This window comes from Stenotrophomonas rhizophila, assembly GCF_020857975.1.
Taxonomy (GTDB): Bacteria; Pseudomonadota; Gammaproteobacteria; order Xanthomonadales; family Xanthomonadaceae; genus Stenotrophomonas; species Stenotrophomonas rhizophila_C.
The window spans coordinates 298167-318741 of the sequence record NZ_JACWUO010000002.1 but is presented as its reverse complement, the minus strand read 5'-3'; the positions used below and the strand labels follow the sequence as shown (position 1 = coordinate 318741).

General features: G+C 68.2%; 22 protein-coding genes. 17 read left to right on the top strand and 5 right to left on the bottom strand.

From position 1 onward, the window contains the following. Positions 1–57: 57 nt before the first annotated feature. The 3 genes from aqpZ to IC535_RS03390 all read right to left on the bottom strand — a co-directional run bounded on the left by aqpZ (position 58) and on the right by IC535_RS03390 (position 3954). Positions 58–780 carry an aquaporin Z gene (aqpZ, locus tag IC535_RS03400; RefSeq protein WP_228884235.1) on the bottom strand — a complete coding sequence of 241 codons (723 nt, stop codon included), beginning with the start codon at positions 778–780 and terminating at the stop codon, positions 58–60. 99 nt (positions 781–879) lie between these two features. Beyond that, positions 880–1743, bottom strand: a complete 864-nt coding sequence (locus IC535_RS03395; RefSeq protein WP_228884236.1) for a pirin family protein — start codon at positions 1741–1743, stop codon at positions 880–882. Between the two features lie 147 nt (positions 1744–1890). Further along, complete coding sequence (locus tag IC535_RS03390) at positions 1891–3954, bottom strand: 3-hydroxyacyl-CoA dehydrogenase NAD-binding domain-containing protein (protein WP_228884237.1); 2064 nt, start codon at positions 3952–3954, stop codon at positions 1891–1893. Between the two features lie 237 nt (positions 3955–4191). On the opposite strand from IC535_RS03390, the gene rpoE reads away from it, so the two are divergent. From rpoE to recO, 10 genes are all read left to right on the top strand, one after another. Continuing rightward, positions 4192–4812, top strand: a complete 621-nt coding sequence (rpoE, locus tag IC535_RS03385; RefSeq protein WP_228884238.1) for an RNA polymerase sigma factor RpoE — start codon at positions 4192–4194, stop codon at positions 4810–4812. Continuing rightward, entirely contained in the window at positions 4809–5708 is a 900-nt protein-coding gene (locus IC535_RS03380) for a sigma-E factor negative regulatory protein (RefSeq protein WP_228884239.1), read from the top strand. Before rpoE ends, IC535_RS03380 begins: the two co-directional genes overlap by 4 nt. A gap of 95 nt (positions 5709–5803) precedes the next feature. Next, positions 5804–7330 carry a Do family serine endopeptidase gene (locus tag IC535_RS03375; RefSeq protein ID WP_228884240.1) on the top strand — a complete coding sequence of 509 codons (1527 nt, stop codon included), beginning with the start codon at positions 5804–5806 and terminating at the stop codon, positions 7328–7330. Positions 7331–7345: 15 nt separating this feature from the next. Beyond that, positions 7346–7750 carry a hypothetical protein gene (locus tag IC535_RS03370; protein ID WP_228884241.1) on the top strand — a complete coding sequence of 135 codons (405 nt, stop codon included), beginning with the start codon at positions 7346–7348 and terminating at the stop codon, positions 7748–7750. Between the two features lie 118 nt (positions 7751–7868). After that, positions 7869–9659, top strand: a complete 1791-nt coding sequence (gene lepA, locus IC535_RS03365; RefSeq protein WP_228884505.1) for a translation elongation factor 4 — start codon at positions 7869–7871, stop codon at positions 9657–9659. 112 nt (positions 9660–9771) lie between these two features. Beyond that, on the top strand, positions 9772–10566 hold the full coding sequence (gene lepB / locus IC535_RS03360; RefSeq protein WP_228884242.1) for a signal peptidase I: 795 nt from the start codon (positions 9772–9774) through the stop codon (positions 10564–10566). Between the two features lie 32 nt (positions 10567–10598). Beyond that, entirely contained in the window at positions 10599–10982 is a 384-nt protein-coding gene (locus IC535_RS03355; protein WP_228884243.1) for a DUF4845 domain-containing protein, read from the top strand. After that, on the top strand, positions 10972–11652 hold the full coding sequence (rnc, locus tag IC535_RS03350; RefSeq protein WP_228884244.1) for a ribonuclease III: 681 nt from the start codon (positions 10972–10974) through the stop codon (positions 11650–11652). The genes IC535_RS03355 and rnc overlap by 11 nt, the downstream gene beginning before the upstream one ends. Then, positions 11649–12545 carry a GTPase Era gene (era, locus tag IC535_RS03345; RefSeq protein ID WP_228884245.1) on the top strand — a complete coding sequence of 299 codons (897 nt, stop codon included), beginning with the start codon at positions 11649–11651 and terminating at the stop codon, positions 12543–12545. The genes rnc and era overlap by 4 nt, the downstream gene beginning before the upstream one ends. Before the next feature lie 31 nt (positions 12546–12576). Then, positions 12577–13299: a DNA repair protein RecO gene (recO, locus tag IC535_RS03340; protein WP_228884246.1), complete on the top strand. Its 723-nt coding sequence runs from the start codon at positions 12577–12579 to the stop codon at positions 13297–13299. Positions 13300–13399: 100 nt separating this feature from the next. Here the strand turns inward: recO and IC535_RS03335 are convergent, their stop codons facing one another. Next, positions 13400–14125 carry an Hpt domain-containing response regulator gene (locus IC535_RS03335; protein ID WP_228884247.1) on the bottom strand — a complete coding sequence of 242 codons (726 nt, stop codon included), beginning with the start codon at positions 14123–14125 and terminating at the stop codon, positions 13400–13402. Positions 14126–14265: 140 nt separating this feature from the next. Between IC535_RS03335 and rlmD the strand changes: the two genes are divergently transcribed. Then, positions 14266–15603: a 23S rRNA (uracil(1939)-C(5))-methyltransferase RlmD gene (gene rlmD, locus IC535_RS03330; protein ID WP_228884248.1), complete on the top strand. Its 1338-nt coding sequence runs from the start codon at positions 14266–14268 to the stop codon at positions 15601–15603. Positions 15604–15640: 37 nt separating this feature from the next. On the opposite strand, the gene IC535_RS03325 is transcribed toward rlmD, so the two are convergent. Next, a complete protein-coding gene (locus tag IC535_RS03325; RefSeq protein WP_228884249.1) occupies positions 15641–16174 on the bottom strand; it encodes a hypothetical protein in 534 nt (177 codons plus the stop codon). Positions 16175–16381: 207 nt separating this feature from the next. Between IC535_RS03325 and IC535_RS03320 the strand changes: the two genes are divergently transcribed. From IC535_RS03320 to cspE, 6 genes are all read left to right on the top strand, one after another. Beyond that, entirely contained in the window at positions 16382–16888 is a 507-nt protein-coding gene (locus IC535_RS03320; protein WP_228884250.1) for a CYTH domain-containing protein, read from the top strand. A 100-nt stretch (positions 16889–16988) separates the two neighbouring features. After that, positions 16989–17681, top strand: a complete 693-nt coding sequence (locus IC535_RS03315; RefSeq protein WP_228884251.1) for a DsbA family oxidoreductase — start codon at positions 16989–16991, stop codon at positions 17679–17681. A gap of 67 nt (positions 17682–17748) precedes the next feature. Continuing rightward, positions 17749–18756 carry a beta-N-acetylhexosaminidase gene (nagZ, locus tag IC535_RS03310; RefSeq protein WP_228884252.1) on the top strand — a complete coding sequence of 336 codons (1008 nt, stop codon included), beginning with the start codon at positions 17749–17751 and terminating at the stop codon, positions 18754–18756. Beyond that, a complete protein-coding gene (locus IC535_RS03305; RefSeq protein WP_228884253.1) occupies positions 18756–19310 on the top strand; it encodes a hypoxanthine-guanine phosphoribosyltransferase in 555 nt (184 codons plus the stop codon). Before nagZ ends, IC535_RS03305 begins: the two co-directional genes overlap by 1 nt. A 103-nt stretch (positions 19311–19413) precedes the next feature. Then, a complete protein-coding gene (locus IC535_RS03300; RefSeq protein ID WP_228884254.1) occupies positions 19414–20160 on the top strand; it encodes an S-methyl-5'-thioinosine phosphorylase in 747 nt (248 codons plus the stop codon). Positions 20161–20248: 88 nt separating this feature from the next. Beyond that, positions 20249–20455: a transcription antiterminator/RNA stability regulator CspE gene (cspE, locus tag IC535_RS03295; protein WP_019183439.1), complete on the top strand. Its 207-nt coding sequence runs from the start codon at positions 20249–20251 to the stop codon at positions 20453–20455. Positions 20456–20575 lie beyond the last annotated feature (120 nt).

Genomic DNA, 20575 nt, shown 5'->3' with positions numbered 1-20575 from the left:
CGGGCGCCAAGACCGCCTCGATCGCGGGCGCGGTGCAGCCACCGCGCCCGCCAGCAGTCAACGCGGCTCGGCGCCGATCCACTTGTAGACGATGCCGCCGATCAGCCCGCCCAGCAGCGGGGCCAGCCAGAACAGCCACAACTGGCCCAGCGCGCCGCTGCCGGCGAACACCGCCACCGCCGTGGAACGGGCCGGGTTCACCGAGGTATTGGTGACCGGGATGCTGATCAGGTGGATCAGGGTCAGGGCCAGGCCGATCGCGATCGGGGCGAACCCGGCCGGGGCCTTGCCATGGGTGGCGCCCATGATCACCACCAGGAACACCGCGGTAAGCACCACCTCGCACAGGAACGCGGCGGCGATGCTGTAGCCGCCCGGGGACAGCGCGCCATAGCCGTTGCTGGCGAAGGCGCCGGCCTGGCTGCCGTCGATGGCAAAGCCCGGCGCACCGGAGGCGATCTGCAGCAGGATGAAGCCGGCCAGCACGCCGCCCAGCACCTGGGCCACGATGTAGGGCAGCAGGTCGCGGGCCGGGAAGCGGCCACCGGCCCACAGCCCGACGCTGACCGCAGGATTGAAGTGCGCGCCGGAAACGTGCCCGAACGCATAGGCACCGGTCAGCACGGTCAGGCCGAAGGCCAGCGCCACACCGAGGAAGCCGATGCCCAGCGGGTTGCCGTCACCGCCGAACTTGGCGGCCAGCACGGCACTGCCGCAGCCGCCCAACACCAGCCAGAACGTGCCGAGGAACTCGGCCGCCATACGTTTGCCCATGCTCATCAATCAGTCTCCACAGAATGCCCGGGGTGGGTGGGTGAAAAGTAGCTGAATCAGGGTTCATTCGGGTGAAGGCGGCGTCAAGGCAGCGCGCGGTGCGGCTCAGTGGTCCGGCAGCGGGATGAATTCCTGGTCGTCGCCGGGAATGGTGCCGAAGCGGCCGGCTTCCCAGTCGTGCTTGGCCTGCTCGATGCGCTCGGTGGAGCTGGACACGAAGTTCCACCACAGGTGGCGCGGGCCATCCAGCGGTTCACCGCCGAGCAGCATGGCCTTGACCGGGGTCTTGGCGCGCAGCCGGCCGCGGGCGTTGTGTTCGGGCAGGACCAGGTGCTGGGCCGGCAGGTCCACGCCGTCGAGCTGGGCCTCGCCTTCGAGAATGTAGATGGCGCGCTCGGTGTGGCCGGTGTCCAGGTTGATTTCAGCGCCCGGGTCGAGGTCGATGGCCACGTTGAGGGTGTCGGCGAACACCTTCACCGGCGATTCCTCGCCATAGGCACGGCCGGCGATCACGCGCAGCCAGGCACCGTCGCGGCGCTGCTGGGGCAGGGTGGCGGCGGCGTGGTGGAAGAAGCCCGGGTCGGTTTCCTCGAAGTTCTTCGGCAGTGCGACCCAGGTCTGCATGCCGTGGATGGGGTGGTCATGCTGGCGTTCGGGCGGCGGGGTGCGCTCGGAGTGGGCGATGCCGCGGCCGGCGGTCATCCAGTTGACGTCGCCGGGGCGGATCACCTGGTCCGAGCCGAGGGTGTCGCGGTGGCCGATGGCGCCGGACCACAGGAAGGTGACGGTGGCCAGGCCGATATGCGGGTGCGGGCGCACGTCGATGCCGGTGCCGGGGGCGAGCACGGCCGGGCCCATCTGGTCGACGAACACGAACGGGCCGACGCTGCGCGCCTGCAGGGTAGGCACGGCGCGGCGTACCTGGAGGCCGCCGATGTCGTAGACGCGGGGAGCAATGATCGTCGTCATGCGGGCTTTCTCGCTGGCGGGGACAGGCGGGCAGGATGGCATGCGGCGGTGGGGTTGGGATGACCTGTTTGGGTAACAGGTTGTTGCGCGAACCCCACACAACAACGCCACCTTGCGGTGGCGTCGTGGTCTGCATCTGCGCCGTGGTTACGCCACCGGCTCACGCAATACCGCAGCGTCCCAGCCCGGGCGCGGCGCGAACCGGTCGCCATGGCGCTGCTGCAGCACCTTCAGGCGTTCCACCAGGACGTCGGCGCCGGTGGCGCGGATGTGCTGGATCGGGCCGCCGCGGAACGGGGCAAAACCGGTGCCGAAGATCACGCCGGCGTCGAGCAGGTCGGCATCTGCCACCACGCCTTCGTGCAGGCAGGCCACCGCCTCGTTGAGCAACGGCAGGATCAGGCGGTCCTCCAGGTCGGCGGGCACGGTGTAGTTGGCCGGCACGTCCGGCTTCTGCGCGCGGCCGTTGTCCCACTTGTAGATGCCCTGGCCGTCCTTCTTGCCGCGCTTGCCCGGCTCGACGGTCTGCAGCGCAGCGGGAATCTGCAGGCCCAGGAACGGCGCCAGCTCCTTGCCCACCCCGGCGGCCACGTCCAGGCCGACCGTGTCCAGCAGTTCGATCGGGCCCACCGGCATGCCGAACTTCACCGCGGCCTTGTCGATCACCGGGCCGGGAATGCCTTCGGCATAGGCGGTGGCCGCTTCGAGCATGTACGGGAACAGCACCCGGTTGACCAGGAAGCCCGGGGTGCCGGCCACCGGCACCGGGAACTTGCCCAGCGCCTTGCAGAATGCCGCCAGCCGCTGTTCGGTGTCCGCCGCCATGCCGTCGTGGTGGATGATTTCCACCAGCGGCATCTGCGCCACCGGGTTGAAATAGTGCAGGCCGGCGAACTGCGCCGGGTGCTCGATATGGTCGCGCAGTTCGATCAGCGGGATCGAGGAGGTGTTGGTGGTCAGCAGCGCCCCGGCCTTCATCTTCGGTTCCAGCGTCTGGTACAGGCTGCGCTTGGCATCGGCGTCTTCGATGATCGCCTCGATCACCAGGTCGGCCAGGGCCACGCCGTCACCGGCTAGGTCGGCCTTCAGCCGCGCGGCCACCGCCGGGCGCTTGGCCTCGTCGCGGACCTTCTTGGCAAACAGCGCCTGCGCGCGTTCCATGGCCGGGTCGATGAAGCGCTGCTCGCGGTCCTGCAGGGTCACGTTGAAGCCCTTGAAGGCCGCCCAGGCGGCGATGTCGCCGCCCATCACGCCGGCGCCGACCACGTGCACGTGGCTGATGCGGTGGTCCTTGCCGCCCAGGCCCTTCAGGCGTTCGGTGAGGAAGAAGATGCGGATCAGGTTGCGCGCGGTCGGGGTGGCGGCCAGCTTGACCACCGCGCGGCGCTCGGCGTCCAGGCGGGTCTGGATCGGGCTGCCGCCGGTGCGCGCCCAGGTGTCGATCAGTGCGTACGGGGCCGGGTAGTGGTCCTTCTTGGCCTTGCGCGCGACCTGCTTGGCCATCTGCGGGGCCAGCAGCTTGCGCGCCAGCCAGGTATTGGTGGCCCAGGCGGTGGCGCGCTGCTTGAACGGGCGGGTGGTGCCCGACAGGCCCAGCGCGACGGCGGTATCGAGCAGTACGGCCGGGGCGACCACCTTGTCGACCAGGCCGATCCCGCGTGCGGCCGACGCCGACAGGGTGCGGCCGGTCAGCATCAGGTCCATCGCCGCCGGGGCGCCGACCAGCTGCGGCAGGCGCGAGCTGCCGCCCCAGCCGGGGAAGATGCCCAGCTGGGTTTCGGGCAGGCCGATGCGGGTGGACGCATCGTTGGAGGCCACCCGGTACCGGCAGGCCAGCGCCAGCTCGGTGCCGCCGCCCAGGCAGTGGCCATGGATCGCCGCCACGGTCGGGCAGGGCAGTTCGGCCAGCTTCTGGTAGGTGCTCTGGCCGCGGCGGATGGCGTCGTTGACGGTGCCGCGGCGGTCGAATTCCTGGAACTCCTTCAGGTCGGCACCGGCGATGAAGCCGGCCGGCTTGATCGACTGGATCACCACCGCCTTGGGCGGGTCCATGGCGATGCGCTCGATCAGGTCGCCCAGTTCCAGCAGCACGTCCTGGGACATCGCATTGACGCCGCTGTCGTGGCGGTCGAGGCTGAGCACCACGACACCATCGTCACGGATCTGCGGGTGCCAATGTGAGAAGCGGAGCCCATCGAAGCCTGAGAGCATGGGAGCGTTCCATCCGGTTGTGTATGGAGAAGGGGGCTATGATCCAGAGGTTGTTTCCTCCCCGTCAAATCCCTATAGCTGGGGAAGGCCGGGCCCGGATCATGGCCGTGGACGGGAACCTTAACGGAACGGTAGTTAAAAGCTGGTGCGGCGTCGGTCGATCGGTCGCTGAACTTTTCCCGGGATTGGCAGTCTCATTGCCCGACGTCGGTTGGGCTGACAGGAGTGCGGCCCCACATGGCCGAGGTTGAAACACCACAGGAGCTGGACCTGGAGCTGGTCCGGCGCGTGCAGCGCGGCGAACGTGCGGCCTTCGATGTGCTGGTACGCAAGTACCAGCATCGGATCGTGGCCCTGATCGGGCGCTACATCGCCGACTGGAGTGAATGTCAGGACGTTGCCCAGGACACGTTCGTCCGCGCCTACCGCGCGATCGGCAGTTTCCGTGGGGACGCCCAGTTCTATACCTGGTTGCACAGGATCGCCGTGAATACCGCCAAGAATCATCTCGCCGCCCACAACCGCCGCCCGCCCACCGATGACATCGACATCGGCGATGCCGAGCAGTTCGACAGCGGTACCCGCCTGCGCGATACCGACACCCCCGAGCGCGAACTGATGCGCCAGGAGTTGGAGCAGACGGTGATGAAGGCGGTATCGGCGTTGCCCGAAGAACTGAGGTCGGCCATCACCCTGCGCGAGGTGGAAGGCCTGAGCTATGAGGATATCGCGCAGAAGATGGGGTGTCCGATCGGCACCGTGCGCTCGCGGATCTTCCGTGCGCGTGAGGCGATCGACACTGAACTCCGGCCGCTGCTGGATGTCGGCAGCGCCACCCGCGAGAAGAGCCGCGCATGAACCCGAACCTGTCCCCTTCCCCTTCCACCGGTGCGCCGGCCGACAAGTTCGACGCCCACCACCGCCAGCAGCTGTCGGCGCTGATCGACGGCGAGCTGCCGGCCGAACAGGCGCGCTTCATGCTGCGCCGGCTGGAGCACGACCAGGCGCTGTCTGGCTGCCACGAGCGCTGGCAGCTGCTCGGCGATGTGCTGCGCGGCCAGGCCTGCGCGCCCGCCCCGGCCGGCTTCAGCGATGCGGTGGCCCAGGCAGTGGCTGGCGAGCCGCTGCCGGCCGCGCAGGCCGGCGCCGAGCGCCGCAGTGAACGCCGCAGCGGCTGGCGCCGCTGGGGCGGCGGCGCGGCATTGGCCGCCTCGGTGGCGGCAGTGGCGATGTTCATGACCCGCCAGCAGTTGCCCGAGCAGGCGCCGCTGGATACGCCGACCACGGTGATCGCCAGCCAGGCCGCGTTGCCGGTGGCGCCGCCGGCGCCGGTGCCGGCCACGGCCGCCTCGGTCGACGCTGCCGTGGCCATGGCCGCCGTGCCCGCCGCCGCGGTGGCGGCCGCCAGCCGCCGCCAGGACGTGGCCGCCGCACGCCGGGCCAGTGCCACCCGCACCCAGCAGGCCGCGCGCAGCGCCGCCGAGCGCAGTGCGCAACCGCAGCGCGCGCTGGCCAGCCAGGTCGCGCCGCTGGCCCCGGCGTTGCCGGCCGCCCATGCCCGCCAGTTCCCGTTCGGCGATGTCGGCAGCCTGCAGGCCAAGCCGTGGCCGCGCTCGACCCTGGCCCCGGCCGCGGGCGGGGCGCTCAATGCCAGCCTCTCGGCGCAGGAGCCCCAGGCCGCCTTCTACCCCTTCGAGCCGCGCCTGCAGGAGACCGACCCGGTCTTGCCGGCGCCACGCCGGCAACGCGACTGAGCCTGGCTGGCCCGCTTTTCCACTACTGCCCTGCGTCCGGCCTGCTGGCCGGAACGCCGGCCCTTTTCCCCTTTCCTACCCGGAGGCCGAGTCTGATGACCCCCCGCAAGCGTACCCAGGCCATGACCCTGCTGGCCCTGACCCTGCCGTTGATGGCCTGCGCCCAGGCGCCATCGCCGGCGGCTCCCGCCGCCACCGCCGCGCCGGCCGCCGCCCCGCGTGCCCCGGCCCCGCAGCTGGTCAGCGGCCTGCCGGACTTCACCAACCTGGTCGAACAGGTCGGCCCGGGCGTGGTCAACGTGGAAACCACCATCGTGCGCAGCAACCGCCAGGCCCGCGGCATGGGCCCGGGCGGCGATGACGTGCCCGAGTTCTTCCGCCGCTTCTTCGGCCCGGACTTCCAGATGCCGGGCCAGGGGCCGGGCGGCCAGGACGACAGCCCGCGCATCCAGGGCCGCGGCATGGGCTCGGGTTTCATCATCTCCGCCGACGGCTATGTGCTGACCAACTACCACGTGGTCGCCGATGCCAGCGAAGTGAAGGTCAAGCTCGGCGACCGCCGCGAATTCACCGCCAAGGTGATTGGCAGCGACCAGCAGTACGACGTGGCCCTGCTCAAGATCGACGGCAGGAACCTGCCGACCGTGCGCGTGGGCGACTCCAACACGCTCAAGCCGGGCCAGTGGGTGGTCGCGATCGGGTCGCCGTTCGGGCTGGACCACTCGGTCACCGCCGGCGTGGTCAGCGCCGTGGGCCGCAGCACCGGCGGCGCCGACCAGCGCTACGTGCCGTTCATCCAGACCGACGTGGCCATCAACCAGGGCAATTCGGGCGGTCCGCTGCTCAATACCCGTGGCGAAGTGGTCGGCATCAACTCGCAGATCTTCTCCGCCTCCGGCGGCTATATGGGCATCAGCTTCGCGATCCCGATCGACCTGGCCATGGGCGCGGTGGAGCAGATCAAGAAGACCGGCAAGGTCGTCAGGGGGCAGATCGGCATTGCGCTGGACCCTCGGCCCATCGACGCCACCATGGCCGAAGGGCTGGGCCTCCCAGATACGCAGGGCGCATTGATTAATGAAGTGGTGCCGGGAAGTCCGAGCGACAAGGCCGGGCTGCAGCAGCTTGACGTGGTGCGTTCGGTAAACGGCCAGGCAATCAGGGATTCGTCGCAGGTGCCGCCGATGATCGGAATGATGGCGCCGGGGAGCAAGGCGGTGGTTGGCGTTATCCGCAACGGTAAGCCGATGGAAGTGACGGTTGCCGTCGGTGCGGAGGCTGGGACCGGTCAGCGCGGTTCGGCTGAAGGTGCATCTACAGCCGATTCCAAGGCTGTTGCGGCCAATGCCATGGGGTTGACGGTGACGGACATCGATGAGGTCGCCCGCAGGAGTCTGGGACTCAAGGCAGGCGGTGTTCGCATCTCAAGCGCTACTGGTGCAGCGCAGAAGGCAGGGCTTCGCGCGGGGCTCATCATCACGCAGATTGGAAGGGTGAAGGTCGACAATGCCGCCCACTTCAATACGCTGGTTAAGGATGCCAAGAAGGGCGATGCCGTGGTGCTGCTGGTCAACTATCCCCAAGAAGGTGCAAGTCGCTTTGTTGCGGTGAGTATCAACTGATACTGGACGGGGAGCATGGCGCGGGATTACCTGTCGCGCCATGCTCCCCGGGCTTGCTGTCTTGCGGGCTCAGACTTGCAGGTTGCGATCGACGCAGTAACCGTTGCCGCCGCCGTCGATATAGCAACATTCATGGAAATCGCAGATTTTGTACATCCTGGCGGACGCGCTGGTGGGTGCAAACGTGCACAGGGCGGCAACCGCCACAAGCGCGAAGGCGGGCTTCTTCATTGTTCACCTCTTGAGATGTGGATTGGATTCAAATCACCTGCGCCGGATAAAACCGGCAACTTGTATCTACACCTCGAGGTGGATTGGTTCAAGTTATTGATTTTTATCGAATTTTCTCGATTGATTGAGGCCGCTGCCGGTAGAGAGGCTGTCGAGTCGGTAGCGATTGCACGGACTGGCCTGCGGTAAGGCCCCCTGGCTTCCTTGCCAGTCTGGGGCGGGGCGTGGTGCCCCCTGGCAGATGTGCGACAATGCGCAGTCATCCTGACGACGCGCCGCGCCGCCGCCACCTATGTCTTCTGATTCGATGCGGTTCATCCGCAACTTCTCCATCATCGCCCACGTCGACCACGGCAAGTCCACGCTGGCCGATCGCATCATCCAGCTTTGCGGCGGCCTCCAGGCCCGTGAAATGGAAGCGCAGGTGCTCGACTCCAATCCGATCGAGCGCGAGCGTGGGATCACCATCAAGGCCCAGTCGGTGTCGCTGCCGTATGTGGCCAAGGACGGCAATACCTACCACCTGAACTTCATCGACACCCCCGGGCATGTCGACTTCTCCTATGAAGTCAGCCGCTCGCTGGCGGCCTGTGAAGGCGCGCTGCTGGTGGTCGATGCGGCCCAGGGCGTGGAAGCGCAGTCGGTGGCCAACTGCTACACCGCGGTGGAGCAGGGGCTGGAAGTGGTGCCGGTGATCAACAAGATCGACCTGCCCACCGCCGACATCGAGCGCGCCAAGGCCGAAATCGAAGCGGTGATCGGCATCGACGCCACCGACGCGGTGGCGATCAGCGCCAAGACCGGCCTGAACGTGGTCGACGTGCTGGAGGCGATCGTGCATCGCATTCCGCCGCCGGCCCCGCGCGCCAACGACAAGCTGCAGGCGCTGATCATCGACTCGTGGTTCGACAACTACCTGGGCGTGGTCTCGCTGGTGCGGGTGATGCAGGGCCAGATCAAGGCCGGCGACAAGCTGCAGGTGATGTCGACCGGGCGCAACCACCAGGTCGAAAACGTCGGCGTGTTCACCCCCAAACGCAAGGCGCTGCCGGCGCTGCGTGCCGGTGAAGTGGGCTGGGTCACCGCCAGCATCAAGGACGTCCACGGTGCGCCGGTCGGCGACACCCTGACCCTGGCCGCCGACCCGGCGTCCGAGGCGCTGCCGGGCTTCCAGGAAATGCAGCCGCGCGTGTTCGCCGGCCTGTTCCCGGTCGATGCCGAGGACTACCCGGACCTGCGCGAGGCGCTGGACAAGCTGCGCCTGAACGATGCGGCGCTGCGTTTCGAACCGGAAAGCTCCGAGGCGATGGGCTTCGGCTTCCGCTGCGGCTTCCTGGGCATGCTGCACATGGAAATCGTGCAGGAACGCCTGGAGCGCGAGTACAACCTGGACCTGATCAGCACCGCGCCGACGGTGGTCTATGAAGTGCTCAAGACCGACGGCAGCATCATCAACATGGACAACCCGGCCAAGCTGCCGCCGGTGAACATGGTCGATGAGATCCGCGAGCCGATCATCCGCGCCAACGTGCTCACGCCCGAGGAGTACATCGGCAGCATCATCAAGCTGTGCGAAGAAAAGCGCGGCAGCCAGATCGGCATCAATTACCTGGGCAGCCAGGTGCAGATCAGCTACGAGCTGCCGATGGCCGAAGTGGTGCTGGACTTCTTCGACAAGCTCAAGTCGGTCAGCCGTGGCTATGCCTCGCTGGACTACCACTTCGTGCGTTTCGATGCCGGCCCGTTCGTCCGCGTGGACGTGCTGATCAATGGCGACAAGGTCGATGCGCTGTCGCTGATCGTGCACCGCAGCCATGCCGACCGCCGCGGCCGCGAGCTGTGCGAGAAGATGAAGGAACTGATCCCGCGCCAGCAGTTCGACGTGGCCATCCAGGCCGCGGTGGGCTCGCAGATCATCTCCCGCACCACGGTCAAGGCCATGCGCAAGAACGTGCTGGCCAAGTGCTATGGTGGCGACGTTTCGCGCAAGAAGAAGTTGCTCGAAAAGCAGAAGGAAGGCAAAAAGCGCATGAAGCAGGTCGGCCGCGTGGAAATCCCGCAGGAAGCCTTCCTGGCCGTGCTGCAGATGGACAAGTAAGGCCGGGCGCCCGTCCGGCTCCCGCGCGGCACCGGCCAGGTGCCGCCGGGCGCGCAGGGCGGCACCGACCTGCCGTACCGGCACCCGCAGCCACCGTTCCCAAGGACACTGCATGAAATTGTTTGAGATCCTCCTGGTCGTACTGACCCTGGCCTCGGGCCTGATCCTGCTCGCCGACAAGCTGTACTTCGCCAAGCGTCGCGCCGCGCGCGCCGGGTTGCTGGACTCCGAGCCGGTGCTGGTGGACTACTCGCGGGCGTTCTTCCCGGTGCTGGCGATCGTGCTGATCGTGCGCAGCTTCATCGCCGAGCCGTACAAGATCCCGTCCAGCTCGATGATGCCCAACCTGCTGATCGGCGATTTCATCCTGGTCAACAAGTTCGCCTACGGCCTGCGCCTGCCGCTGAACAACGCCAAGATCGTGCCGGTGGGCGAGCCCAAGCGTGGCGACGTGGTGGTGTTCCACTTCCCCGGCCATTCCGATGCCGACCCGGCCAAGGGCGAGAACTTCATCAAGCGCGTGATCGGCGTGCCCGGCGACCAGATCGTGTTCCAGGGCAACGGCCTGACCCTCAATGGCCAGCCGCTCAGCTACGACAACAAGGGCCTGTACGCCGGCCACCGCGGCCAGGGCGAGGGCAGCTCGCTGCTGGTGGAGCACCTGCCGGGCCGTACCCATACCGTGCTGGAGACCGATTACCCGCGTGGCGAAGGCCAGTGGACGGTGCCGGCCGGCAAGTACCTGGTGATGGGCGACAACCGCGACAATAGTGACGATGGCCGCTTCTGGGGCCTGCTGCCGGAAGAAAACCTGCGCGGCAAGGCATTCCTGATCTGGCTGAACTGCTCGGGCTGGTTCTGCAAGGACGGTTTCGAGCCGTCGCGGATCGGTTCGGGCATCCATTGATCCATGGCACAGGCGTATCTGGGGAGAACGCAATGAAGACGATGAACACGCAGCGCGGCATGACCTTGACCTCGTTCCTGGTGGTATTGATCGTGGTCGCCTTCGGCCTGTATATCGGCATGAAGCTGTTCCCGATGTACTCGGAGTACTACTCGGTGCGTTCGGCGCTCAAGGGCCTGGCCAAGGAGCCGGGCGTGGGCAACATGGAGCCGGCGCGGGTCCAGGAGATGTTCTTCAAGCGCCTGGACATCAGCTTCTCGGAAAACGTGAAGCCGTCCAATGTGAAGTTCGAGCGCGTCGGCGGTGGCTGGAACATGAAGGTCAACTACGAGGTCCGTCGCCAGTTGATCGGCAACCTGGACGTGGTTGGCAAATTTGATACGCATCAGGAATTGACCCTCAACGGTGTCGACTAAGACTTTCCAACGCGGTGACCTGATCGGCCACCCCTTCCAGGATCCGGGCCTGCTCCAGCAGGCCCTGACGCATCGCAGTGCCGGCAGCCCGAACAATGAGCGGCTGGAATTCCTCGGCGACAGCATCGTCAACATGATGGTGGCCCAGGCGCTGTACGCGCGCTGGCCCAAGGCCGACGAAGGCGCGCTGACCCGCGCCCGCGCCGAACTGGTGCGCGAAGGCGCGCTGGCGGTGATCGCGCGCACCCTGGAACTGGGCGACCGGCTGATCATGGGCCCGGGCGAGATGAAATCCGGTGGCCACCGCCGCGACTCGATCCTGGCCGACGCGCTGGAAGCGGTGGTGGCGGCGATCTACCTGGACATGGGCTTTGCCGCCTGCCAGGCGGTGGTGCTGCCGTGGTTCAGCGCCTCCATGGAGGCGCTGCCGGCCACCGGCAAGCCCGAAAAAGACCCCAAGACCCGATTGCAGGAATGGCTGCAGGCCCGGCAGCGGGCACTGCCCCTGTACGAGCTGGTGTCAGAGTCGGGTGACGAACATGCCAAGATCTTCCGGGTACGCTGCGGCGTAGCCGATCCTGCTGTCAGCACCGAAGGCGAAGGTGCCTCGCGACGGCTGGCCGAACAACAGGCGGCTGCGGCCGCCCTCGAGCAACTGGATTCCAAGTGAGCGAAGCAACCCCCCATCGTTGCGGCAGCGTAGCGGTCATCGGCCGCCCCAATGTCGGCAAATCCACCCTGACCAACGCCCTGGTGGGCGCCAAGGTCAGCATCGTCTCCAACCGGCCGCAGACCACCCGGCACCGGCTGCTGGGCATTGCCAGCTATCCGGAAGGGCAGCTGGTGCTGGTGGACACCCCCGGCCTGCACCGGGCGCAGAAGCGCGCCATGAACCGGGTCATGAACCGCGCCGCGCGCGGTTCGCTGGAGGGCGTGGACGCGGGCATGCTGGTGATCGAAGCCGGCCGCTGGGACGAGGAGGACACCCTGGCCTTCAACGTGCTGCGCGACTCGGGGATTCCGGTGGTGCTGGTGGTCAACAAGGTCGACCGGCTCAAGGACAAGGGCGCGCTGCTGCCGTTCCTGCAGCAGGTCACCGAAGGGCGCACGTTCGCCGCGGTGCACCCGATCTCGGCGCAGAAGCGCAACGGCCTGGAAGCGCTGGTACGCGACCTGCTCAAGCTGCTGCCCGAGGCCCCGCCGATGTTCGGCGAGGATGAGATCACCGACCGCAGCCAGCGGTTTCTGGCCGGCGAGCTGGTCCGCGAGCAGCTGATGCGCCAGTTGGGCGAGGAGCTGCCGTATGCCACCACGGTGGAGATCGAGCGTTTCGTCGAGGACGGCAACCTGCTGCGCATCGGCGCGGTGATCTGGGTCGAGCGCGAAGGCCAGAAGGCGATCGTGATCGGCAAGGGCGGCACCCGCCTGAAGGAGATCGGTGCCAAGTCGCGCCTGCAGATGGAGCGGTTGTTCGGCGCCAAGGTGTTCCTGGAAACCTGGGTGCGCGTGCGCGAGGGCTGGTCGGACGACGAAGCCGCGCTGAAGGCGTTCGGCTACGAATAAGCCGGGGCCCACGGCAACCGGCGGCTGAGCCATGCGCATCGACGACGAGCCGGCCTTCGTGCTGCACGCCCGCCCCTGGCGCGAAACCAGCCTGCTGGTGGAGGTGCTGACCGAGCAGTACGGCCGCATCGGGGTGCTGGCGCGCGGCCTGAGCAGCCCACGCAGCCAGACACTGCGGGCGGCGCTGCAGCCGCTGCAGTGGATCCGTCTGACGGCGGTGCAGCGCGGCGAGCTGGCCCAACTGCGCGGGGCCGAAGCCCTGGATGCCGCCCCGCGGCTGGGCGGGGAGGCGATGCTGGCCGGGTTCTACATCAACGAACTGATGATGCGGCTGGCGCCCCGCCAGGACCCGCTGCCGGAGCTGTACGACCACTACGGGCAGGTCCGCCAGCGCCTGCGCGACGGCGAGCCGCTGGCCTGGACCCTGCGCCGATTCGAACGCGACCTGCTGGATGTGCTGGGGGTGGGTTTCGACCTGCGCCACAGCAGCGACGGCCAGCCGCTGGACCCGGCCGCGCGCTACCAGCTGGACCCTCAGGAAGGGCCGCTGCGCCTGCTCAGCGACCGTGGCGCGCAGCAGCGCCAGGGCGCGGCCACCGGCAGCGCGCTGCTGGCCCTGGCCGCCGACGCCATGCCCGGCGCCGACGACCTGGCCAGCCTGCGCCGGGCAATGCGAGCGGTGCTGCTGCACCACCTGGGCGGGCGCGGGCTGAAATCCTGGGAAATGCTCGAGGACCTGGCCCGCCGCCGGTAGGTCCGAGCTACGCTCGGACATCGCGGTGCCGGAACGAAGGGCATCCGACCACGGGTCGGATCTACCGGGTCTCCCGCGCGGGTATGCCCGGACCTGCCACTCAATGCAGCAACGATTCCACCGCCGCCTGGAACCTGGTATGCGCACCGGTTGAATCCGGCGCTTGGTGCAGCTGCCGTACCGCCCGCGCCAACCGCGCCGCGCCGACAAAGCCGCAGCTGGCCTGCAGCCGGTGCAGTTGCCCATGCAGGGCGCGCAGGTCGTGCAGCAGCAGCGCCTGGGCAACTGCGTCGCGGACCCCGGGCAGTTCGGCCAGGAACAGTTCGCGCAGGGCGATCAGATGGTGGCGCTGCCCGTTCAGCGCGGCCAGGGCGGTGATTTCGTCCCAGTCTTCACGCTCGGCCTCGCTGGCCTCGTTGCCCGGCGCCGGGGCACTGCCCGGGCTGTTGACCAGCGCCCGCCGCACCGCCTTGAGCAGCTGCTCGCGGGACAAGGGCTTGACCAGCGTCTCGCTGAAGCCGGCATCGCGCAGGCAGGCGTGGATGCTGGTGTCGCCATCGGCGGTATGGGCCAGGGCCGGGGTGTCCGGGCGGGAACGGCGCAACTGGTGCAGCAACTCGGTGCCATTGCCATCGGGCAGGTTGACGTCGATCAGCCACAGGTCGTGCTGGCCGCTGCGGCCGCGGTCCATGGCCGTGGCCAGCGAATCGGCGGTGTCCACCTGCGCCGGCAGGGTCTCCAGCGCGGCCTTGAAGAAGCCGCGGCTGATGGTGTCGTCCTCGACGAGCAGGAATCGGGGCATGGGGTCCCGTTGGGTCATCTGCATTGTGCTTGCCTCCATCCATGTCAGCTCTGCCCATATTAAACATGACAGCGCGCGCTGCAAGCGTTTCCAGCCTGGCCGGGGCCGTCGGACGTTGGTATCTGCGACAATACGCACCCTTTTTGCCCGCAGCCTGTTGCCACGTGGCCCGAACCCGCTCCCGACTCGACCGTACGCCCTTCCAGACCACCATCGTCGACCTCAGCCATGATGGCCGTGGCGTTGCCCGCCGTGACGGCGAGGGCAGCAAGGTCACCTTCATCACCGGCGCGTTGCCGGGCGAAGTGGTGCGTGCCGAACCGACCGCGCGCAACCGCCATTTCGACGAGGCGCGCACCCTGGAGGTGCTGCAGCCCTCGCCGCAGCGGGTCGCCCCGCAGTGCCCGCATTTCGGCGTCTGCGCCGGCTGCGTGCTGCAGCATCTGGATGAATCGCAGCAGATCGTGGCCAAGCAGCGCGTGCTGATGGACAACCTGACCCGGATCGGCCATGTCAGCCCGGGCACGGTGCTGCCACCGCTGGTCGGCCAGAGCTGGGGCTATCGCCGCAAGGGCCGCTTCTCGGTGCGCCGGGTGGAAAAGAAGGACAAGACCCTGGTCGGGTTCCGCGAGCAGGATCCACGCTTTGTCGCCGACCTGGGCCAATGCCTGACGGTGATCCCGCAGATCGGCAGCAAGGTTTCGGTGCTGGCCGAATTCATCGAAACGCTTGAAGGCAAGCGCGATATCCCGCAGATCGAGTTCATTGCCGGCGACGAAACGGTGATGCTGACCATCCGCCACATGCTGCCGCTCAGCGACGCCGACCGCGCCGCCTGGATCGGCTTCGGCCAGGAACACGGCTTTGCCATTTCGCTGCAGCCCGGTGGCGTGGAGTCGGTGCACCCGCTGTGGCCGGCGCAGGCGCCGCTGTCGTTCAAGCTGGCGCCGTGGGATGTGGAACTGGCGTTCCGTCCGCTGGACTTCATCCAGGTCAACGCCCCGCTCAACGTGAAGATGATCCAGCTGGCGCTGGAACTGCTCGATGCCGGCCCGGACGAGCGGGTGCTGGATCTGTTCTGCGGGCTGGGCAATTTCACCCTGCCGCTGGCGCGTACCGTGCGCGAGGTGGTCGGGGTGGAAGGCGAGGCCGGGCTGGTGGCGCGGGCCAGGGAAAATGCCGAGCGCAATGGGCTGGGCAATGCGCAGTTCCATGCCGCCGACCTGACCCAGGACCAGCGGCAGGCGCCGTGGATGCGCCAGGGGTTTGACAAGCTGTTGCTGGACCCGCCGCGCTCGGGGGCGATCGAGGTGCTGCAGCAGCTGCCGTTGAAGCAGTTCAAGCGCATCGTCTATGTGAGCTGCCACCCCGGTTCGCTGGCGCGCGATGCCGGTTATCTGGTCAACGAGCAGGGCTTCACCCTGGTCAGTGCCGGTGCGATGGACATGTTTCCGCATACCGCGCACGTGGAAAGCATCGCGGTGTTCGAAAAGCGCGCGTAGCGCCGGGCTCTGCCCGGCTGCCTCCTGCGGTCGACGGTCAGTCGGCCGCCGCACCCACTGCCGTGCCCGCGTTTTCCCACGCCCCATTTACCACCGTGAACGCCATGTTCTGCTGGCCGCGTTCGTCGCCGGCCGTGGCGGTCACCTGGCATTCGATCACCGGCGCCTCATCGCCAATCTCGCAGTCCTCCACCGCCAACACCTCGGCCGCGCCGGCGGCATATTCCAGCTCCCGGCGGGTCCGCGCATCGTCGCTGCGCGCCAGGCGCTGCCTGAACTGTTCGCGCAACAGCACCTGCACGCGCGCCACCGGCGGCACCGGCACCGGCAGGTTGCGCTGCTCGCCGGCCAGCGTCCATTGCGCCTGCACCAGGCTGAAACGCAGCAGGCGGTGCACCGGCTCCGGGCCGGCCTGGGCGGTGACGATGCAGTCCACCGTCGGCGTGGCCGTGCCGGCCACCGGCAGGCAGCTGGACAACGCCTTCAGGCGCGGGCGGAACGCCTCGGCCACCAGGCGGCTGCTGTCGCTGGCCGGACGATCGGCGATGGCCGCATCGAACATCGTGTCCATCGCTGCCTGCGCCTGGGCCAGCGAGGGGCCCGCCGACGTTGCCGCAATGGCAGGGGCGGCGAGCAGGGCAAGAACGGGCAGGGCGGAGCGAAGCGGCGGGAGGCGACGGCGTGTCATCAAGGCCGGATCCTGGGAAGGGGCGCGCAGTGTAGGCGCAGCGCACCGTCGCGGGTAGGCAGCATCGGGCACGCCCGCCATACTGTGTTCATGGGCATTGAAATCGAACGCAAGTTCCTGGTCACCGGCGATGGTTGGCGCGCTGCGGCGCATGCGGTCATTCCGATGGCGCAGGGCTACATCAACGACGCCGCCGCGCTCGACAGCGGCGCACAGAAGGCCTCGGTGCGGGTGCGCATCCAGGGCGCGCAGGCGTTCGTCAACATCAAGTCGCGCGAGGTCGGGCATACCCGCCAGGAGTTCGACTACCCGATCCCGCCCGACGATGCACGCGCGCTGCTGGCGTTGTGCGTGGGCGGGCTGGTCGACAAACGCCGGCATCTGGTCCGGCATGCCGGGCTGGTCTGGGAGGTGGACGAATTCCTCGGCGACAACGCCGGGCTGGTGGTGGCCGAGGTCGAACTGGAGCATGCCGACCAGGTCATCGCCAAACCCGACTGGGTCGGCGAGGAGGTCACCGACCAGGTGCGCTACTACAACCTGGCCCTGGCCGCGCACCCGTATGCGCGCTGGTCGGCGGCCGAACGCGGCCCGTAGGTACCCACCGTTGGTGGGTACGGTGGATGGGTACGAATGCCTGCACGCAGATGCGCGAAGGCCCCTTGTTTTGGCCGCCCGCAGCCCATAGGCATGGCTCATGAAAATCGATATCTGGTCCGACGTTGTCTGCCCCTGGTGCTGGATCGGCAAGCACCGTTTCGAGCAAGGCCTGGCCCTGCTGGGTGACCAGGCCCCCGAGGTCGAGGTGCACTGGCATCCGTTCCTGCTCGACCCCGATGCCGGCACCACGCCGGTGCCGCTGCGCCAGGCCTACCAGGCCAAGTTCGGCAGTGCCGAGCGCACCGAGCAGATCCTCTCCCAGACCCAGACCAGCGCGCGTGCCGAAGGCCTGCCGATGGACTTCGACCAGGGCCAGGTCCGGGTCACCACGCTGCCGGCGCACCGCCTGCTGTGGCTGGCCGGGCGTGAAGGCGTGCAGGGGCCGGTCGGGGAGGCGCTGTTCCGCGCCCATTTCGTCCACGGCCGCAACCTGGCCGACCCGCAGACCCTGATCGAGGCCGCGGCCGCCGGCGGCATCGCCGCGGCACGGGTGACCACGCTGCTGGCCGGCGAGGAAGGGCTGGCCGACATCCAGGCGCAGCTGGCACAGGCCCAGCAGTTGGGCATTCAGTCGGTGCCCACCTTTGTGATCGATGATAAATACGCCATCCAGGGCGCGCAGCCGCCGGAAGCCTTCGCCCAGATCCTGCGCCAGATCGCCGCCGAACGCGCGCCGGCCGCCCCGGCGGGCCAGGGCGATGGCTGCGGCCCGGACGGCTGCGAGGTCTGACGCTGCGCGCGGGTTCTGCGACAATGCGGCGGTGCGCCATCATGGCGCCCCGTATTGGAGATTGCCCATGCTCGTGATCGGCGTTGCCGGGACCGAACTCACCGCCCAGGAGCGCGATTGGCTGCAGCATGACGCCGTGGCCGGGGTCGTGCTGTTCAAGCGCAATTTCGCTTCGCGCCAGCAGGTGGCCGAGCTGTCGGCGGCGATCCGCGCCGCCGCGCCGCGCCCGCAGCTGATCTGCGTGGACCAGGAAGGCGGCCGCGTGCAGCGTTTCCGCGAGGGCTACAGCGCCTTGCCGCCGCTGCAGGGCTTGGGCGCCCTGTATGCCAGCGACCGCGCCGCCGCGCTGGCGCTGGCCGAGCAGCACGCCTGGCTGATGGCAAGCGAAGTGCGCGCCAGCGGCGTGGACCTCAGCTTCGCCCCGGTGGTGGACCTGGGCCGTGGCAACCTGGCCATCGGCGACCGCGCCTTCAGCCCCGACCCGCAGGTGGTGGCCGACTTCACCGGCGCCTATATCCGCGGCATGCACAGCGTCGGCATGGCCGCCACGCTCAAGCACTTCCCCGGCCACGGCACGGTCCGCGAAGACACCCATGTCGACGATGCCAGCGACCCGCGCACGCTCGATGAACTGCGCGCGCTGGACCTGGTCCCGTTCGCCGCCGGCATCGCCGCCGGCGCCGATGCGGTGATGATGGCCCATGTGGTCTACCCGCAGGTCGCACCCGAGCCGGCCGGCTATTCGCCGCGCTGGATCCAGCAGATCCTGCGCGCAGAAATGGGTTTCCGTGGCGTGGTGTTCTCCGACGACATCGGGATGGCCGCCTCGTTCTCGGCCGGCGGGGTCCAGGCGCGCGTGGATGCGCACCTGGATGCCGGCTGCGACGTGGTGCTGGTCTGCCACCCCGAGCTGGTCGATGCCTCGCTGCGTGCGGTCGAAGGCCGCACCCTCAACACCGCTGCGCTGCTCGGCCTGATCGGCCGCGGCGCGCTTGGCTGGGACGGCCTGCTGGCCGACGCCCGCCATGGCGACACCCAATCCCGTTTGCTTGACACCCTTGGAAGAACCGTCTGATGCCCAACCTCACCATTTCCCAGGCCCTGGCCCAGGCCGACCTGCTGGTCGACCGCCCCACCATCGACAAGGCCATCGCCGGCATCGCCGAGGCCATCGCGCGCGATTACAAGGGCGAAGTGCCGCTGTTCCTGTCGATCATGCACGGCGCGCTGCCGTTCGCCGGCCAGCTCGCGCTGGAACTGGGCGCACGCGGCCAGGATGTGCAGTTCGATTACCTGCACGCCACCCGCTACCGCGGCGAAACCACCGGCGGCGACCTGGTCTGGAAGCACAAGCCGGCCACTTCGCTGTTCGGCCGCCGCGTGCTGCTGGTCGATGACATTCTCGATGAGGGCTACACCCTGCAGGGCGTGCGCACCTGGTGCCTGGAACAGGGCGCCACCGATGTGCGCATCGCCGCGCTGACGGTCAAGCAGCACGATCGCGCGCTGCCGGACATCAAGGCCGACTACGCCGGCATCGACCTGCCGGACCGCTACGTGTTCGGCTTCGGGATGGACGTCAACGAGACGCTGCGCTGCGTGCCGGCCATCTACGCGATGAAGGAATGATCCACGCGGGGCCGATGCCCGGCATCGGCCCTGTTCCCACGTATCGACGCGCCCCGGCGGTCTGCGTGTGCAGCACGGGGCGCGCGGCTTTTCTGGAGTCCCCATGGAACACATATCCCTGGCCGTCATCGGCGGCACCGGCGTCTACAAGCTGGCCCAGCTCGACGATGTCAGCAGCCACCAGGTCGACACCCGCTATGGCACCCCGTCCGGCCCGATCCGGGTCGGCACCCTGCTGGGCCGGCGCGTGGCCTTCCTGGCCCGCCACGGCGAGGGGCATTCGCTGCCGCCGCACAAGATCAACTACCGCGCCAACCTTGCCGCACTGCAGCAGATCGGCGCCACGCGCGTGCTGGCGCTCAACACCGTCGGCGGCATCACCGAACACTTCGGCCCGCGCGTGCTGGCCTGCCCGGACCAGCTGATCGACTACACCTGGGGGCGGATCTCCACGCTGAGCGAAGAGCCCGGCAGCGAGGTGCTGCATGTGGACTTCGGCCACCCCTATACGCCGCTGCTGCGGGCCAAGGTGCTGGCGGCGGCCCGGGTCACCGGCGTGCGCCTGCACGATGGCGGCTGCTACGGCGCCACCCAGGGCCCGCGGCTGGAGACCAATGCGGAAATCGCGCGGATGCGCCGGGACGGTTGCGACCTGGTCGGCATGACCGGCATGCCCGAGGCCAGCCTGGCGCGCGAGCTGGGCCTGGACTACGCCTGCCTGGCGATCGTGGCCAACTGGGCCGCCGGCTGTGGCGATGGCGACGAGATCACGATGGCCGAAGTGTTGGCCAATGTGGACGCCGCATCGGCCGGATTGCCGGAACTGGTCGGCGAATTGGCACGTGGGTGATTGTCATTGCGCGGCAAGCTTTGCATACTCCGGCAGTGCGCTGGTTGAGCGTACACCACCCATTCATTGAAGAAGGTCTCGCACTACCATGCCGAACGGTACCGTCAAGTGGTTCAACGACGCCAAGGGATTTGGCTTTATTTCGCCGGAGGACGGCAGCGCCGACGTCTTCGCGCACTTCTCCGCGATCAACTCCAAGGGCTTCCGCAGTCTGCAGGAAGGCCAGAAGGTCACCTATGACGTGACCCAGGGCCCGAAGGGCGCCCAAGCCTCGAACATCGTGCCGGCCGAGTGATTCATTCGGTTGCGCATTGAAAACCCCGCTTCGGCGGGGTTTTTTTTAGGCGCCGCCACCGTCATGGAATGGCGCAGCGGCCGACATCGTGCGTGATGCTGATCACGCTATAGGGACATA

Bases quoted from the DNA above. Each gene is read 5' to 3' on its own strand.
- IC535_RS03300 (WP_228884254.1), top strand. From the start codon at position 19,414: ATGGAACACATATCCCTGGCCGTCATCGGCGGCACCGGCGTCTACAAG.
- cspE (WP_019183439.1), top strand. From the start codon at position 20,249: ATGCCGAACGGTACCGTCAAGTGGTTCAACGACGCCAAGGGATTTGGC.
- IC535_RS03380 (WP_228884239.1), top strand. From the start codon at position 4,809: ATGAACCCGAACCTGTCCCCTTCCCCTTCCACCGGTGCGCCGGCCGAC.
- IC535_RS03335 (WP_228884247.1), bottom strand. From the start codon at position 14,125: ATGCAGATGACCCAACGGGACCCCATGCCCCGATTCCTGCTCGTCGAG.
- IC535_RS03395 (WP_228884236.1), bottom strand. From the start codon at position 1,743: ATGACGACGATCATTGCTCCCCGCGTCTACGACATCGGCGGCCTCCAG.
- IC535_RS03370 (WP_228884241.1), top strand. From the start codon at position 7,346: ATGGCGCGGGATTACCTGTCGCGCCATGCTCCCCGGGCTTGCTGTCTT.
- IC535_RS03325 (WP_228884249.1), bottom strand. From the start codon at position 16,174: ATGGACACGATGTTCGATGCGGCCATCGCCGATCGTCCGGCCAGCGAC.
- aqpZ (WP_228884235.1), bottom strand. From the start codon at position 780: ATGAGCATGGGCAAACGTATGGCGGCCGAGTTCCTCGGCACGTTCTGG.
- rpoE (WP_228884238.1), top strand. From the start codon at position 4,192: ATGGCCGAGGTTGAAACACCACAGGAGCTGGACCTGGAGCTGGTCCGG.
- IC535_RS03355 (WP_228884243.1), top strand. From the start codon at position 10,599: ATGAAGACGATGAACACGCAGCGCGGCATGACCTTGACCTCGTTCCTG.
- recO (WP_228884246.1), top strand. From the start codon at position 12,577: ATGCGCATCGACGACGAGCCGGCCTTCGTGCTGCACGCCCGCCCCTGG.
- IC535_RS03305 (WP_228884253.1), top strand. From the start codon at position 18,756: ATGCCCAACCTCACCATTTCCCAGGCCCTGGCCCAGGCCGACCTGCTG.
- nagZ (WP_228884252.1), top strand. From the start codon at position 17,749: ATGCTCGTGATCGGCGTTGCCGGGACCGAACTCACCGCCCAGGAGCGC.
- IC535_RS03315 (WP_228884251.1), top strand. From the start codon at position 16,989: ATGAAAATCGATATCTGGTCCGACGTTGTCTGCCCCTGGTGCTGGATC.
- IC535_RS03320 (WP_228884250.1), top strand. From the start codon at position 16,382: ATGGGCATTGAAATCGAACGCAAGTTCCTGGTCACCGGCGATGGTTGG.
- IC535_RS03375 (WP_228884240.1), top strand. From the start codon at position 5,804: ATGACCCCCCGCAAGCGTACCCAGGCCATGACCCTGCTGGCCCTGACC.
- lepB (WP_228884242.1), top strand. From the start codon at position 9,772: ATGAAATTGTTTGAGATCCTCCTGGTCGTACTGACCCTGGCCTCGGGC.
- lepA (WP_228884505.1), top strand. From the start codon at position 7,869: ATGCGGTTCATCCGCAACTTCTCCATCATCGCCCACGTCGACCACGGC.
- IC535_RS03390 (WP_228884237.1), bottom strand. From the start codon at position 3,954: ATGCTCTCAGGCTTCGATGGGCTCCGCTTCTCACATTGGCACCCGCAG.